The sequence below is a fragment of the Nocardia sp. NPDC051911 genome (assembly GCF_040681035.1).
Taxonomy (GTDB): Bacteria; Actinomycetota; Actinomycetes; order Mycobacteriales; family Mycobacteriaceae; genus Nocardia; species Nocardia sichangensis.
This window is the reverse complement of record NZ_JBFAXY010000043.1, coordinates 16,347-29,687: the sequence shown is the minus strand read 5'-3', so window position 1 is coordinate 29,687 and position 13,341 is coordinate 16,347. Positions and strand designations below refer to the sequence as shown.

Genomic DNA, 13,341 nt, shown 5'->3' with positions numbered 1-13,341 from the left:
CCCAAGGAGGAATCCGTGAAATCACTGCACCGCCAACGTCATTCGCGTATGGCTTCGGCGGCCGCGCCCACCCGGCAGCACCACCGGCTGCAGCTGGCGCCGCGAGAGACCGACACCACCGGCCGTCAGCTGTTCAGCGGGTCGTGCAGCTGCGGCGAGATGACCCCGACCCCGAGCTGGGGAACCGACGAAATCCACCACGCGCACACCCTCCACACCCAGATGCACACCGCCTTGCTCGAGCTGCGCCGCATCAACGGCCCCGCCGAGCAGCACAGGAAGGACAACAACCGATGATCGCGATGTACCGGTTCCGCCGCTGGGTTCGGCGTGAGGCCGCCGCCGCGCGCCGCGAACCCGACACCATGGCCCGCCACGCCCAGACCGAGGCCCTCGAGCCCGGATCCCTGCGTTGTGTCACCCTCCGCGACCGCGTCGGCGGCCCCTGGTGGTTGTTCGGCGCGTGGGGTCCGCTGCGCACCGTCGATATCTCCACCGGCTGCCCCCGCTGCGGCGAACCCCGCGGCGTCCCGCGCTGGCGCGGCCGCGTCCAGACCTGGACCAACCCCTGCGGGCACCGCGACCGGCCGCGGGTGGTCATCACCGAGGCCGACCAGATCATCCTCGGCGCCCGTGTCGACGCCAACGTCCAGCGCATCCTCGCGCAGTGGCCAGCGGAATCATGACCCTGACCAGCATCGGTGGCCACCATTCGACCCGCGCCGGGTCGAATGTGTGGCTCACCCCGCCGGGGATCCTCACAGCGCTCGGCCCTTTCGACCTCGACCCGTGCGCAGCCATCGACCGGCCATGGGATACCGCACGCCAGCACATCGCCCCACCGGACGACGGCCTCGCCGCCGACTGGACCGGGCGGGTCTGGCTGAACCCGCCCTACGCCGCCGTCGACCGCTGGCTGTCCAAGCTCGCCGAGCACGGCCAGGGAGCCGCGATCGTGTTCGCGCGCACCGAGACCCGCTGGTTCATCAACGCCGTGTGGGAACGCGCGACCGCTGTGTTGTTCCTGCACGGACGCCTGCACTTCTACCTGCCCGACGGCTCCCGAGCAGCCGGAAACGCCGGCGCGCCATCTTGCCTGGTCGCCTACGGAGCCCTCGATGCCTCCCGGTTGGCGACCTGCGGGTTGGCGGGCAGGTTCGTCCGGCTCAGGGAGGCGCCATGAGCCTGCAGACGGACATCGAACGATTCGCCACACCGGCGCGCGCGACCACCGCCGCATAAATCCCCCAACCCCGGAAGAAAACCCAACCAGGAGGAAGAAATGGCTCTGATCAGTCTCGAGATCCGGTGGAGCGACGGTTCCCCGATCACCATCACCGCCGAGCAGGTGACCGCGCATTTCGCGATCGCGCCCACGCTCACCGCCCGCCAGGACGGCACCCTCACCTTCGCCGACCACGGCCGTTCACTGACCCACATCCCCACCGGGCTGCTGGTCACTCGCTCCGGATGGCTGGACCTGCGCCGCTACGCCACCGAGCTGGAGAAACTGCCCATCGACTGGGCCACACTCACCCACGCCTCCGACCTCACCGCCGAGCAGGCACAGCAAGTTCGCGCGGTCAGCGACCGGCTGATGGCCGAAGACGACACCAGCTGGCCGTGGCCGGAGTGGGTGGGCGACGAATCCCGGCCCGCGCTCTCACTTCTGGCCACCGAGATCGACCAGGAGCTCAAGTTCACCGACCGCTACGACTTCATCACCACAGTGACGAAGTCCCTGCGCGCCGACCACCCCGATCTGGCCCGCACCGTCGATGACCATCTGCGGGCAGCGCTCCTCGGCCGTCACGTCACCGGATACGGCCTGGTCTACCTTCTGTCGGTCCTGCACCGTGTCGACCCGGCCGCGGCCGACCGCGCCGCCCGCAACCTCGTCGGCGCATGGGAGGACGGCAGCTCGATGGACGAGTGGCTGTTCCAGTGGCGCACCGAGCTCGCCGAAGGCGTTCCGCTGACCCTGCACGAATTCCCCGACCTCCCGCTGCTCGAGCAGGCGGCCGTTTGATGCGCAGGATCACCACGCTGAGGTGCCTGTGCGGCGCACAACTCGACGAAGTCGACACCGACACCGGAATCTCGATCGCCTGCAGCGACTGCGGAAGCGCCGAGGCGTGGCCTGAACACATCACCGACATCATCGACCTCGATCGGACCGAATCATGACCACCGTCAAAGTCGGCACCACCGACCTCCGCCACGCCCTCAACGCTGTGCGCGTGCACGCTTGCACCGACAGCGAGATCCCGCCCATCCACCGCATCCGACTCGCCGTCGACCGGCAGAACATCGTTGTCACAGCGACCGACATGTTCACCGCCGGCCTGGCCATCGCGTCGGTCTTGGACAGCGCCGACGAACCCGGGCAGTACCCGTGCACCGTCGACATCGCACCCTCCGACATCAAGAACATCCTGCAGATCTTCACCGCGGGCAAGGAGAAGAGCGACACCCCGGAATTCGAGCTGCGCCTGGACATCACCAAGGACAGGATCACCATCACCGACTGCTCCGGCCTGATCGACGGACACGCACTGACCGTGCCGCGCATGCCCACCGATGGCGGCACTCTGTGCACCATCCCCGGCCTCATCGCCCGCCAGCACGGCAGCGATGCCACACAGCTCACGGACATGTCGGTCGGGGGTGAGATGCTGGCGCGCTTCAGCGCCGCGTCCAACGCCTACGGCCAGGCACTCGACATCGAGGCGCACTCGGCCAGCCGCGCCCTGCTGATCCGCTGCGGGGAAAGCTTTCTCGGCCTGATGATGCCGCGCCAGCTCCTCGACCGCGACCGCGACGACCGCCGGGAATGGTCCGCCGGATGGGACCGCCGCCTGCCTGACATCGTCGCCGCGGCCGAGGCCGAGCGCATCGAGCAACACGCCCAGGTCGACATCGTCGACCTCGACGCCGACGAGATCGGCGACGACCGCGACATGTTCCTGCGCGCGGTCGATCTCGTGGTCCGGTCGCAGTTCGGTGCGGTGTCGATGCTGCAACGCCGGATGCGGATCGGGTTCGCCAAGGCCGCACGCCTGCTGGATCTGATGGAGCAGGCCGGCATCGTCGGCCCGAAACCTGAAGGGACCGCAGCGCGCGAGGTACATGTGCGTGCCGAAGACCTGGATTCGCTGCTGGCCGATCTGCGTGCCAGCGAACAGGACGGCGGCGACCGATGACCATCGGATCCGCCTCGATCGTCATCCGCCGATACGCCGCCGATCTTCTGGAGGTGTCCCATGGCTGAGGTCCTGCAGCTGCTACCCGCAGTGTGGCATTGCGACCGAAATTTCGACCGCCTGGTGAACGCCGATCTGCGCGACAGCCGCGGCATCGGAACGCAATACGCGGTGCTTCGCAGGAAGGAGAACCGCGTCCGTTGGCTGCACACACTCCTCAGCATTCGCCAGTCGATCATTTCGCAGAGCGCGCAGGACAACGCCCGGCTGCGGTCGCATCCCGACCGAACCGCTGGTGGAAGGCCGTCGAAGGCCTACGTCGCCGCCAAGAGCGAGATGGCCGACCGGAGGGCGAAACGGGAACGGGTGATGCGTGTGGTGAACGAGCGGATCGGGGAGGCGCGGCGGCTGATCGGCGCTGCTCCGATCGCGCGAAGCACTGCCGGTGCGATCGTCTGCCAGCTGCTCGAAGCCGATGCGTTTCTTCACGACGGTGACGTGGGAGAAGCGCGGCAGATGCTCGCCGGACTGGTTCGCGCCCTGAACGGAGAGGAGGCAGCGTCGTGACCAGTAGCAACCGTCCGCCCGTGGTCACGCTGTGCGGCAGCATGCGGTTCTTCGACCTGATGCTGGTGACCGCTGCCGAACTCACCGGCCGCGGAGAGATCGTGCTCGCCCCGTTCGTCGTCGTCGACGCCGGCGATCAGGACAGCACCGCCAAGGCCGCGCTCGACGAGCTGCACCGCCGCAAGATCGACCTCGCCGACCGCATCGTCGTCGTCACCGACCACACCCGGTACCACGGCGAATCCACCCGCGCCGAAATCGCCTACGCCACCGAGCACGGCAAACCCGTCGACTGGGCCATCCACACCCCCAGTACGAGCACGTGCACAACAGCAGCTACCACACAAGCGCGGGGGTCGGAATGACTTCCACGAGCATCGAGTGGACCGAGGTCACCTGGAATCCGGTCACCGGCTGCGATCGGATCAGCGCCGGATGCGACAACTGCTATGCGCTGAAGATGGCCAGGCGGCTCAAAGCGATGGGCGCGGCCAAGTACCAGAAAGACGGCGATCCGCGAACCAGTGGCCCAGGATTCGGTGTCGCAGTTCACGAGGACGCGATGACCGAGCCGTTGCGGTGGCGGTCGGCGCGCCTGGTCTTCGTCAACAGCATGTCCGACATCGCCCATGCCCGTGTTCCGCGTTGGGCGCAGGCGTCGATCTGGGCTGTGATGGCGCTGACGCCTCGGCATCAGTATCAGATCCTGACCAAGCGCTCCAAGCGCCTGGCCACATTGTTGACCGACCCCGCCTTCTATGCCGAGATCACCGACGCCATCCACAAGATCCTGGATCAGTTCGACGGCCGATTGCCGGTCGAGGACGTGGATGCGGCGATGCGGTGGGCCGATCCTCGTCAGCGGCTGCGTGGTGAAATCCCAGCTCCGCTGCCGAACGTGTGGATCGGGACATCGATCGAATCGGACGACTACTGCTGGCGCGCAGACGAACTGCGGCGGACCCCGGCCGCGATCCGGTTCCTGTCGTGCGAGCCGCTGCTGGGGCCACTGCCCAGCCTGGACCTCGCCGACATCGACTGGGTGATCGTCGGCGGCGAATCCGGACACAGGTTCCGGCCGCTGGATCTCGACTGGGTGCGTGACCTGCGGGACCGCTGTGTGCAGCGTCGCGTCAGCCTGTTCTTCAAGCAGGTCGGGGGCGTCCGCCCGAAGGCCGGCGGCCGGTTGCTGGACGGGCGGACCTGGGACGAGATGCCCAGTCGCTGAGGGGGTCTCAGGGTCCGCAGCGGCGTGAACCCGCTGCGGACCCGGCTCCACCGAAAACACACAGACCAATTTCTAGACTGATAACAGTTTAAACTGCTAGAGTGGGTTGTGGCGGAACGGACATCGTGAACATGCCCGATCCGCCCCATCACTCCCGAACGGAAAGGGGCGCCACCCCATGCAGGATCCCACCAACATCGAGTTGACTCCGGAAATCCTCGAGCGCAACCGGAAGCTGGTCGCCCAAGCCCCGGCCATGATCAAACGCAACCGCGAGCTGATCGCCCAGCTGCTCGAAGTGGCGGATCTGCCACCGGCCCCGACCCGTGGCGACGACCCGGCCGCCAGTGCCCGGACCCGTCGGTCTCGGGTCGCGGCGCGTGAGCAGCGCACCCGCGCCGACATCGTGAGAAGCCGATGAACGGCACCGCGTCACGCACCTAACCACCCAGACCCCGGTGCCGCCCCGCTGCGATGGGGCAGAGGGCGGCACCGGTCACCAATCCGAAAAGGCGAACCATGACCGCGAAATACGTTCTGAGCATCACCCCCACCGAGCAGGGGTACGAGAACAACCCGGCCTGGAAATTGGGAACCGCGATCAGCGTCTACAGCCGCCAGGAGCTGGATACGCGACTGGCCGCCGCGAAGGTCGCGGAGCGCGCCGGTGAAATCTCCGCCGTCAGCGTTCGCGCACTCACCCACGCTGAGCAGCTCGAAGCCGAGCGCTGCCGCCGCCTGCACGTGCGGCGGCAGCAAGAACGCGCTCGCGCGCAGCAGCGCTCCCACAGCCGCGAGCGGTGACCCACAACGCAGCTGAAGAAGGAGAGACCACCATGCCCATCACCAGCCAGGATCTTGTCGCCAACCACCTCGAGGCGGTGGTGCGCGCCGCCCAGGCCCGCATCGATCGCTACCACGCTCCCGAAGCTCCCGTCTGGGAGACGGAACCGGCGCTGGCCGTGCAGGATCTGGCCGAGATCCTGCGTGGCATCCGATTCACACCGACGTTCCCGTCGCTGGGGCGGTTCGTCGACGACTTTCTTGCCAAGCGCCACGCACGGCAAGTCACCGACATCAACGAGGTCGTGTGGTGCCCCGAGTGGTGGCAGCACGCCGAGGCCCTCTGGAAATTCGGCCTGTTGTGGCAGGGCTACGAGCATGTCCGCGCCACCGGCGGCCCGCTGGAGATGAGCGATTTCGCACTCCACCACATCGACCCGCACATGCGGGAGATGTTCGACCCGAGGGGCCCATTCAAATTTTGCAGCGTCCGCCACGGGCACAAAGACATGCTCAAGCCCCTGCCCAGTCGCATCGACAAAGCCCCAGACGGGCTTTTCGCCGGTCCTCCGACCACCACCGCCACGCTCACCGTGGCCTGAAGAGAAGGAAACCAGTGATGGATCACGAGAAATTCATGCGAGGGCACGAGAAGCGGATGGCCCGCATCGATGCTCGCATGCAGCGCATCGCCGAACTCGCCAAGGAGGCGAAGGCCAAGCAGCTGGCGCGCGACGAATGGTACCGAGCTCTGCGAGTTCGCCAAGGGCGATCACCTGAGCCCCGCATACCGGAAATCAGCCCCCGCGAGCGATAGGCGGACCCGGTCACCATTGAAGGATTCAAAATGACCACCACCACCGACTATCCGTACGTCACCACCGTGCACCGTCCCGGACTGCCGGACGTGCACCTCGGATTCGCGTTCGCGCACCAGGCCGAGCATGCAACCTGGTCGCTCACCAGCGACTTCGTCAACACCGCGCACGTGCAGGGAACCACCGTCACCTGGTCACCGACCCCTGACGGTGTGTCCGCACTACCTCCGGTGCCGACCGATCCCTACACGCTGGCCGAGCTGATCGCCACCGAGGGCGACGACCAGCCGATCGAGCACGCTTTCCCCGATCTGTTTTCGCGGCTGAAGGCGCAGCAGGGCTACGAAGCGGCGGCGCAGATCTGGCGTGCGGCCTGCTACCAGCTGGACAGCGACGAGTTCGAGGAGGACTGACCGATGCCTTTCCCGGCAAATTCGACAGACCACGTCGTGAAGCCGAACCCCACGTGCCCGTTGTGTGCGCCGAGTTGGCCGCCCGCCCGGCGCGCGCGGCGGATCCGCATTCGCCCGGCCACCGCGGCGGCTGTCGCTGTCGTCGGCGCGGCGGCTGGGTATGCGCTCGGCTACACCCACGGCTGGAATGCCTTCTGACGATGGCGCGATCCGCTTGACCTGCACATCTCCTCAACTCGAAAGGTTTTCCGTGTCATCTACTGCCGCTTCTCCCCTGGTCTTCGTCGACATCGAGACCACCCATACCGATCCGGGTCTGCGCCGGCCGTGGGAGATCGCGCTGATCCGCCGTGAACCCAACGGCTGGCAGAAGCAGATCACAATCCTGATCGAAGACGTAGACCTGTCCCACGCCGATCCCCGCGCGCTCGATGTCGGGCGCTTCTACGACCGGCACCCGCAGTACGCGCCGACGCCACCGCTGGTGCGCGGCACCCCGCCCCCGTCGATCACCTGCACCGGAGAAGACGACGTCTTCTACCTGACGGAGGCCACCGCGGCCGCCGTCGTCGACGACTGGACCGCACCCAGCGCCAACGGGCGAGCCCGGTTCGCGGGCTACAACGTCTGGTTCGACGCGGACACCCTGGACGCGATGCTGCGCCGTCATCGACGTCTGCCGCAGTGGGACTACCACCTGATCGACGTGGGCAACATGGCCGCAGGCCGCCTCGGCATCGCCGAGCCGATGCGCAGCTACGAGCTGTCCCGCGCGACCGGCGCCGAACCCCCGAGCGAAGCCGAGCAACACACCGCACTCGGCGACGCCCGATGGGTGATGCGGTGGTGGGACCAACTCACCTCCCCCGTTCCCGACGATCACGGATCAACGGCCACCGAGCACGTCGCATGGGAGGCGGCCACCCACTGACCGCGCCCCGCCGTTCCTGTCAGTGACCCGAGAGAGGATCACCGCGAGCCAGGACGGCACCGACCCCCCCGAAACGACAGAGAGGCAACGATAATGGGCACATCTGCCAGTCAGACCGTCGAAGACCTGGCCACCGACGCTTATATCGCGCTCCAGGAAGCTCAGGAAGCCGTGGAACGGCTCGCCGCCCGCATAAACGCGCTGGCAAGCCACCCCGACGAACCAGAGGTCTACTGGGCGCGAGAGGCCACCGAAGCGGCAACCAAATCGCTCGACAACGTCGGGGCGGCACTCCCGCCGGACGGCCTGTACAAGAAGACCGGAGAAACGTGGGCGGCGTCGCAATAGCCCCCTGCTGAGTCCTCAACGGCCTTCGAATGGCGGGCCGGGGACGCTTTCACCGTCCCCGGCCCGCTCACCATCATCACAAGCTCAAGGAGCGAAATGGACATCACCCCAACTTCCGGGCCGTGCCTGCTCGAGCACAGCCCGGACACCGGATTGGCCCCGTCGCGGACGATCTGCACCGACCTGCGTAGCGCGCTCGCGCTGGCCGTCCAGACCGTCGAGCCGGGCCCGCCTGAGGTGTGGCCGGACGAATGGCCTTGCGAATCGGTGAAAATCACCTGTGCCCGCGCGGACGGCAGCCTGCCCGACCCCGACCTGTGGGTATCCGGCCCGACACTCCACGTGTACAAGCAGCTGCTCACCTGGGCCGCGGATGCTTCGGTGCCGAATCTGGTGGCCGCGCTGACCGGCGAGACCAACCCGTCCGCGAACGACCTGCGCGCCGCAGTGGCCGATCCGATCCGGCTGGCCGCTGCACTGCGCGCGACTCACGGCCACACGTGGACAGAGCAGCAGTGACGGCGTGGTCGTAGAGACCGCCAGGCGTCAGCAGTGACCAACCTGAAGGCGAAAGGCCGGGGGCGTTCCCGCTCCCGGCCTTGCTTGTCGGCCGAACTGGTCGGTGCGACAGGCGGAAAATAGACGATTAGCGAAAGGACCGAGCGATTATGTCGACCTGCCGATTCCCGATCGTGAATGACGGAAAACTGATAGGCGCATGTGGAGGCGGGGTCCCCGTCGACGCAGAGCCGGTCAACGGGCGCGTGCCGATGCTGTGCGGCCGTGTCGTGTCCGGGATGCGTCACGACCTGAAAACCCTGTGCCTGTGGCGTTCGGAGGTCGACGGCCTGGCGCTGCACCAGTTCGTCGCTGCGCTCAAGACCGCAGAGGATCAGATGGTCGTCGCGCGTGAGGTGCTCGATGTCTGGCGTGACGAGCTTGTCGGTGGCGGGGAGATCTCGAGCGAACCGGGAGACGATGTCGCGCACCACCTGGCCGACGCCATCCGATCGATACGTGCCAGCCGCGCTGTTTTGGAAACCGACTGCGGATATCACGTGCGCTGACGATGCGGCGGGGTCGCGACCAACTCACCACAGAACCGACCACATAGACTGATAAAAGGCTGACAGTCTATAATCCGGGTATGACTGAACGGACGGACAGAACCGATGTCTAGCGGCGAACGCGCCAAGACTTCAGCAGTGGAGGACCGGTCCGACTGGCTGACATGGACGCTGAAGATGCCGCCCGAGCAGAGCGATCACTGGAACGACCTGCTGGCCAAGCTGGCCAAGCAGGCCGGACTGCGTGTGCGCACCAGCGGCCGCGCCAGCACCCGCAGCGTCGGCAGCATCAGCCGACGCGACATGGTCGAGGCCCTGGTCGAGCTGGCCGAGCACGACTCGGCGGTCTGGGACCTGCTCGTCGACAAGATCCGGGTCTGGGAGCCGCGATAAGCCGCGGCAGCTTGAGATCCGCCACGGGCCCGAAGCGATGCGCTCCGGGCCCGTTTTGCGTGGCAGGACGTACGGCAGCCCCGGGAGCCGGTCTCCAGGGCGTGCCTCCTGGGTTGTTCTTGCCCTGCCGCTGGGATTCAGGGCGTGTCAGCGGATGCTGCGAAGGTCATCGGGGTGCTGCGTGTATGTGATGAGTTGCCAGAATCCGGGCGAGTAGATCCGGACACCGTGGGTCTTGCTCTGGACTTTGAGAACGCCGGATTCGTAGATGTGGAACTGATCGTCGTCGCCGAAGCTGAGCCCTGCCGGAGATGTGTCCTCGGGTGTGTGCACAGTGAAAGCCATACCGCGAATTGTGAACGCGGACACCGAAACATCCCCGATCCGGCCGGGCAAGCCCTCCCCTTCGTAGGTCGGCAACGTCGGACCGCGGCCGTCGGACGAGCACCATGGACGCGACTTCGGCCCCGGTGCAGGATCCGGGGCCGAAGCGGTAGTGAGGCGAACTTCCTCGATGGGATATCGAGGCCGCGTCGGCGTTACCCCTGCTGACCTGGGGTGACTGGTAGCTCTGCCTCGGGTGTCGCGGCCGACGATAGGTGCTTGACATGTCACGGTGTAGTGGCAGGCTGCTGGGTGAGGTCGGGGTCTGAAGCGTTGGAGTTCGGGCACTGGCCGGGGCATCGCAGGTTCGGCCGGGACGCCAGGGCTGGGCCTGCGATGTCGTGTGCGCGGGCATGACACGCGTGAATTGCGGTACCGGGCATCGGGGTGAGCGTGGCTGTAGTGTCTGCGGCTGTCACGAACATCCATCCCTGCGGTCATCGTGACAGCGCTCGAGGGGCGGGCACCCCCGAGTCCCGCTCACTCCTTTGCTGGGCGGGTCTGCGGGTGTCGCCCCCCCGGGTGTCTCCCGGCGTGAACCATGTTCCCCACGCGGCGATGGGCAGGCCCGCCCGCAACCTCACCCACCGAGGCGGGCCTAACGCTGGCCTGGGCTCGAGCAGTCCTACGACTGCCATTCCGGGGCGTCGACCGGGTCGCGGGAGTACCAATGTCCCGTCCAGGCCCGACCCGCGTCCCGCGCGGCGAAGAAGGCATCGTCGTCGTCGAGGTCGGGAGAGTGGGCGAACACTATCCCTCCGCTGTGAAATCGGCGGGCGCGCACGACTGTCCGGGCTTCTCTCTCGGCCCAGTACATCCGATCCGCGGTCCACCACTGCTGCGCGGTCCATCCCCCGACGATCTCGCCGTGCTCATCGATCGGCGGATAGCACATCTGGTAGACGAACCGTGCGGTAGTCGGGTTGCGCTCGTACAGCCATTGGATCCACGCGGGCACCACCGGGTAGAGCGCGTGGGCGGCGCGGGCGGCGAATCCGCTGTGTGCGGTCGGGCTGCCGGGGTCGCGCTGCGCCGCCGCTGTCACTCGGCCGAGGGCGGCGGAATCCATTCGGGCACTGCGCCGCTTCCGATTCCGAGACGTCATAGCAGACGACTATAAGGATGCTGCGATGCCGGAGCGGGGACATCGGCTCGAATGGTCACCCCGGGCACCGACAGGAACCACAGTTCGGCGCCGGTCTGTCGAGTCGGTGCCCGCCCGGTTCAGTCACTGGTCGGGCGGCGGCGCAGTGTCACCAGCGCGACGGTGCACAGGATCGCCAGCGCGACCATCGCGGTGATCATCAGCACGTTCTTGAGGGTGGACTCTCCGGTGACGGCGGGAAGGGTGATCGCCAGGATCACCGATCCGACCGCGCACATCAGCAAGCTGGCCTGGAAGACCTGCACCTCTCGACGGCGCAGGAGGCGAGAAAGAACCATCACGGCGACGCTGGGAAACCAGATCCCCGCACCGATCCAGAACAGAGTGGTCATGTAAGTCCCCTGCCTTGTCTGTCGTGCATGTCTGCTGGCGGCGGCTACTTCGACCGGGACTGACCGGCCTCTGCCGCCGCGTCACGACCGTTTCCGGGGACGTCCGGGTCGTTGCTTTCCGAGGAATCCTCGGGCGCACCGGCCCGGTGCTGCTTCCACCACGGGGTCTCCTCGGGGCTGTCGCTGCTCGCGGGCTGGGCATCCGCGATCGCGGCACTGCGGGCGAGTCTGGCCACCCGTTCGGCTGATTCGCGGATATGGATGTCGCGGATCGACGCCTCGATCCGTGCGGGGATGATCACCGCGAGCACGACGTACCCGCATACGCAGCACACCAGGCACGCCGGCGCGACAGAGACGACGGCCGTGATCTCGCCGGTGGACAGCTCGGTCGGGCGCCGGGAGATGACCGAGACATTCCCTCCGACACTGACCAGCGCTGCGGACACCAGCAGCAACTGGTAGACCAGGGCCAGCGGCTTGATCCGCTCGTGAGGCATCCGCGCCAACATGACGTAGGTGTAGGCGATCTGGGCGACACTGAGGCCGACCACCACCGGCCACAACCAGGCCAGGCCCTCGGGAACTCCCGCCAGCCGCGCCAACGTGCTGGTGAAGGAGAACGACGCGATGCTCGCGGCGAGGACCAGCACCGCGGACAGGCCACTGAGCATCCACGGCATGGTGAACAGGACAGGGCGGGGATAACGGTCCATCCGGGCTTCTCCTACTGAGTCGAACACCGGCACACAGACACTGCCCCAACAGAATACGATCACTCACCGGACGCGCTCACGGAATCACGCTGTCCGACAACTATTTTCCGTGTAGGTAGCACCGTCGGACTGTGCTTGCTCCGACTGATCCGCGAACGGCAACCCAAGGTCGGCGAGGCGTTCAGTGGGTTCGTGGCTTCAGCAGCCGCCGCCACCGGGGAACCGCCCGGGCCGGGGCCGGGTCGCTGATTGTGTCGGTGGGGGGTTCGGTGGCCGGCCGTTCGGTCCAGGACCCGGTCTTGGTCGCGCGGGTGGACCCTTCGCCCAGGACACGAGTCGCGATCGTCCACACCGCGGGCAGCTCTTCCAGCGCGGTCTCGTCGACCTCGCCGCAGGCCTGTGCGGCGGTGTCGATGTCGGGGTGCAGCGACAGGTGCAGCACGGCGCCAGTCGCGGAGGTGATGACCAGGACACCGACCGCGGTGTTGGCCTTGTCGCGTCCCAGCCGGGCTTGGTAGGCCAGATCACCGCCGGGTTCGGCGCCGAGGTGGTCGACGATCTCCACTCGGGTCTGGGCGAGCTCGAGCGCGATGCAGCGCCGCGCGATGTCCTGCTCGCCGACACCGAACTCCTCGACCAGCTCAGCCATGCTCGGTGCCGGATTCCGCGCCCAGGCCAGGATCAGCCGCTCGTCGGTCCTGGCATCCCAATAGGGCTTGTTGGCGAAGGCGTGCGCGTCGCGGGCGAGGGGCTCCCAGTCGAAACCCGGCTCCGAAGCCATCTGCCGCAGCTTGCGCAGGGCCACCGCAGACGAATAGTTGTCCAGCAGCAGGAACTTCGCCCGCCCGCGCAGGCCCTCGAGCGAGCGGCCCAGTTGTGCGGCGATCTCGCTATCGGGGACGGAGGTCGCCAACGCGGCGAACAACGCCTCGTAGTCGTCCCCGGTCCACAAACTGCCGCGCCGATCCTGTGCCCCCGTTGTCATGTAACGAA

The 13,341-nt window shown here is 67.2% G+C and carries 22 protein-coding genes and 1 pseudogene; 18 read left to right on the top strand and 5 right to left on the bottom strand.

Features of this window, described 5'->3' with window-relative positions; genetic code table 11:
- The first annotated feature begins 15 nt into the window (after positions 1 to 15).
- The 18 genes and pseudogenes from AB0L97_RS34745 (at position 16) to AB0L97_RS34660 (ending at position 9,751) form a co-directional block, all read left to right on the top strand.
- Complete coding sequence (locus AB0L97_RS34745; RefSeq protein ID WP_355080314.1) at positions 16 to 297, top strand: hypothetical protein; 282 nt, start codon at positions 16 to 18, stop codon at positions 295 to 297.
- Positions 294 to 686, top strand: coding sequence for a hypothetical protein (locus AB0L97_RS34740; RefSeq protein ID WP_355080312.1), 393 nt, complete (start codon positions 294 to 296; stop codon positions 684 to 686). The genes AB0L97_RS34745 and AB0L97_RS34740 overlap by 4 nt, the downstream gene beginning before the upstream one ends.
- Positions 668 to 1,183, top strand: coding sequence for a DNA N-6-adenine-methyltransferase (locus AB0L97_RS34735; protein WP_355080310.1), 516 nt, complete (start codon positions 668 to 670; stop codon positions 1,181 to 1,183). The genes AB0L97_RS34740 and AB0L97_RS34735 overlap by 19 nt, the downstream gene beginning before the upstream one ends.
- Positions 1,184 to 1,282: 99 nt before the next feature.
- Positions 1,283 to 2,029 carry a hypothetical protein gene (locus AB0L97_RS34730; RefSeq protein ID WP_364438218.1) on the top strand — a complete coding sequence of 249 codons (747 nt, stop codon included), beginning with the start codon at positions 1,283 to 1,285 and terminating at the stop codon, positions 2,027 to 2,029.
- A gap of 895 nt (positions 2,030 to 2,924) precedes the next feature.
- Positions 2,925 to 3,203, top strand: a pseudogene (locus AB0L97_RS34725) (DNA translocase FtsK); the annotation flags it as partial.
- A gap of 123 nt (positions 3,204 to 3,326) precedes the next feature.
- Positions 3,327 to 3,770: a hypothetical protein gene (locus AB0L97_RS34720; RefSeq protein WP_159850633.1), complete on the top strand. Its 444-nt coding sequence runs from the start codon at positions 3,327 to 3,329 to the stop codon at positions 3,768 to 3,770.
- Positions 3,767 to 4,135: a hypothetical protein gene (locus tag AB0L97_RS34715; RefSeq protein ID WP_364438214.1), complete on the top strand. Its 369-nt coding sequence runs from the start codon at positions 3,767 to 3,769 to the stop codon at positions 4,133 to 4,135. Before AB0L97_RS34720 ends, AB0L97_RS34715 begins: the two co-directional genes overlap by 4 nt.
- On the top strand, positions 4,132 to 4,998 hold the full coding sequence (locus tag AB0L97_RS34710; protein WP_364438211.1) for a phage Gp37/Gp68 family protein: 867 nt from the start codon (positions 4,132 to 4,134) through the stop codon (positions 4,996 to 4,998). Before AB0L97_RS34715 ends, AB0L97_RS34710 begins: the two co-directional genes overlap by 4 nt.
- 178 nt (positions 4,999 to 5,176) lie before the next feature.
- Positions 5,177 to 5,419, top strand: coding sequence for a hypothetical protein (locus AB0L97_RS34705; protein WP_364438208.1), 243 nt, complete (start codon positions 5,177 to 5,179; stop codon positions 5,417 to 5,419).
- Positions 5,420 to 5,517: 98 nt separating this feature from the next.
- On the top strand, positions 5,518 to 5,802 hold the full coding sequence (locus AB0L97_RS34700) for a hypothetical protein (protein ID WP_364438205.1): 285 nt from the start codon (positions 5,518 to 5,520) through the stop codon (positions 5,800 to 5,802).
- Positions 5,803 to 5,834: 32 nt separating this feature from the next.
- Entirely contained in the window at positions 5,835 to 6,383 is a 549-nt protein-coding gene (locus AB0L97_RS34695; RefSeq protein ID WP_159850625.1) for a DUF4913 domain-containing protein, read from the top strand.
- 17 nt (positions 6,384 to 6,400) lie between these two features.
- On the top strand, positions 6,401 to 6,598 hold the full coding sequence (locus AB0L97_RS34690; RefSeq protein WP_355080298.1) for a hypothetical protein: 198 nt from the start codon (positions 6,401 to 6,403) through the stop codon (positions 6,596 to 6,598).
- A gap of 30 nt (positions 6,599 to 6,628) precedes the next feature.
- A complete protein-coding gene (locus AB0L97_RS34685) occupies positions 6,629 to 7,012 on the top strand; it encodes a hypothetical protein (protein ID WP_364438200.1) in 384 nt (127 codons plus the stop codon).
- A gap of 250 nt (positions 7,013 to 7,262) precedes the next feature.
- On the top strand, positions 7,263 to 7,943 hold the full coding sequence (locus tag AB0L97_RS34680) for a hypothetical protein (protein WP_364438197.1): 681 nt from the start codon (positions 7,263 to 7,265) through the stop codon (positions 7,941 to 7,943).
- 93 nt (positions 7,944 to 8,036) lie between these two features.
- Positions 8,037 to 8,291: a hypothetical protein gene (locus AB0L97_RS34675; protein ID WP_364438194.1), complete on the top strand. Its 255-nt coding sequence runs from the start codon at positions 8,037 to 8,039 to the stop codon at positions 8,289 to 8,291.
- Positions 8,292 to 8,387: 96 nt separating this feature from the next.
- On the top strand, positions 8,388 to 8,810 hold the full coding sequence (locus AB0L97_RS34670; RefSeq protein ID WP_364438191.1) for a hypothetical protein: 423 nt from the start codon (positions 8,388 to 8,390) through the stop codon (positions 8,808 to 8,810).
- 149 nt (positions 8,811 to 8,959) lie between these two features.
- A complete protein-coding gene (locus AB0L97_RS34665) occupies positions 8,960 to 9,358 on the top strand; it encodes a hypothetical protein (RefSeq protein ID WP_364438188.1) in 399 nt (132 codons plus the stop codon).
- Positions 9,359 to 9,463: 105 nt separating this feature from the next.
- A complete protein-coding gene (locus tag AB0L97_RS34660; RefSeq protein WP_159850610.1) occupies positions 9,464 to 9,751 on the top strand; it encodes a hypothetical protein in 288 nt (95 codons plus the stop codon).
- Between the two features lie 147 nt (positions 9,752 to 9,898).
- Here AB0L97_RS34660 and AB0L97_RS34655 read toward each other — a convergent pair whose 3' ends face one another.
- The 5 genes from AB0L97_RS34655 to AB0L97_RS34635 all read right to left on the bottom strand — a co-directional run bounded on the left by AB0L97_RS34655 (position 9,899) and on the right by AB0L97_RS34635 (position 13,333).
- The gene (locus AB0L97_RS34655; protein ID WP_364438183.1) at positions 9,899 to 10,096 is read right to left on the bottom strand and encodes a hypothetical protein; all 198 of its coding nucleotides are present in this window, start codon (positions 10,094 to 10,096) and stop codon (positions 9,899 to 9,901) included.
- Between the two features lie 664 nt (positions 10,097 to 10,760).
- The gene (locus AB0L97_RS34650) at positions 10,761 to 11,240 is read right to left on the bottom strand and encodes a hypothetical protein (RefSeq protein ID WP_364438180.1); all 480 of its coding nucleotides are present in this window, start codon (positions 11,238 to 11,240) and stop codon (positions 10,761 to 10,763) included.
- Positions 11,241 to 11,359: 119 nt separating this feature from the next.
- A complete protein-coding gene (locus tag AB0L97_RS34645; RefSeq protein WP_355080281.1) occupies positions 11,360 to 11,632 on the bottom strand; it encodes a hypothetical protein in 273 nt (90 codons plus the stop codon).
- A 44-nt stretch (positions 11,633 to 11,676) separates the two neighbouring features.
- Complete coding sequence (locus AB0L97_RS34640; protein ID WP_364438176.1) at positions 11,677 to 12,348, bottom strand: hypothetical protein; 672 nt, start codon at positions 12,346 to 12,348, stop codon at positions 11,677 to 11,679.
- A 181-nt stretch (positions 12,349 to 12,529) separates the two neighbouring features.
- Positions 12,530 to 13,333, bottom strand: coding sequence for a hypothetical protein (locus AB0L97_RS34635; RefSeq protein WP_364438173.1), 804 nt, complete (start codon positions 13,331 to 13,333; stop codon positions 12,530 to 12,532).
- Positions 13,334 to 13,341 lie beyond the last annotated feature (8 nt).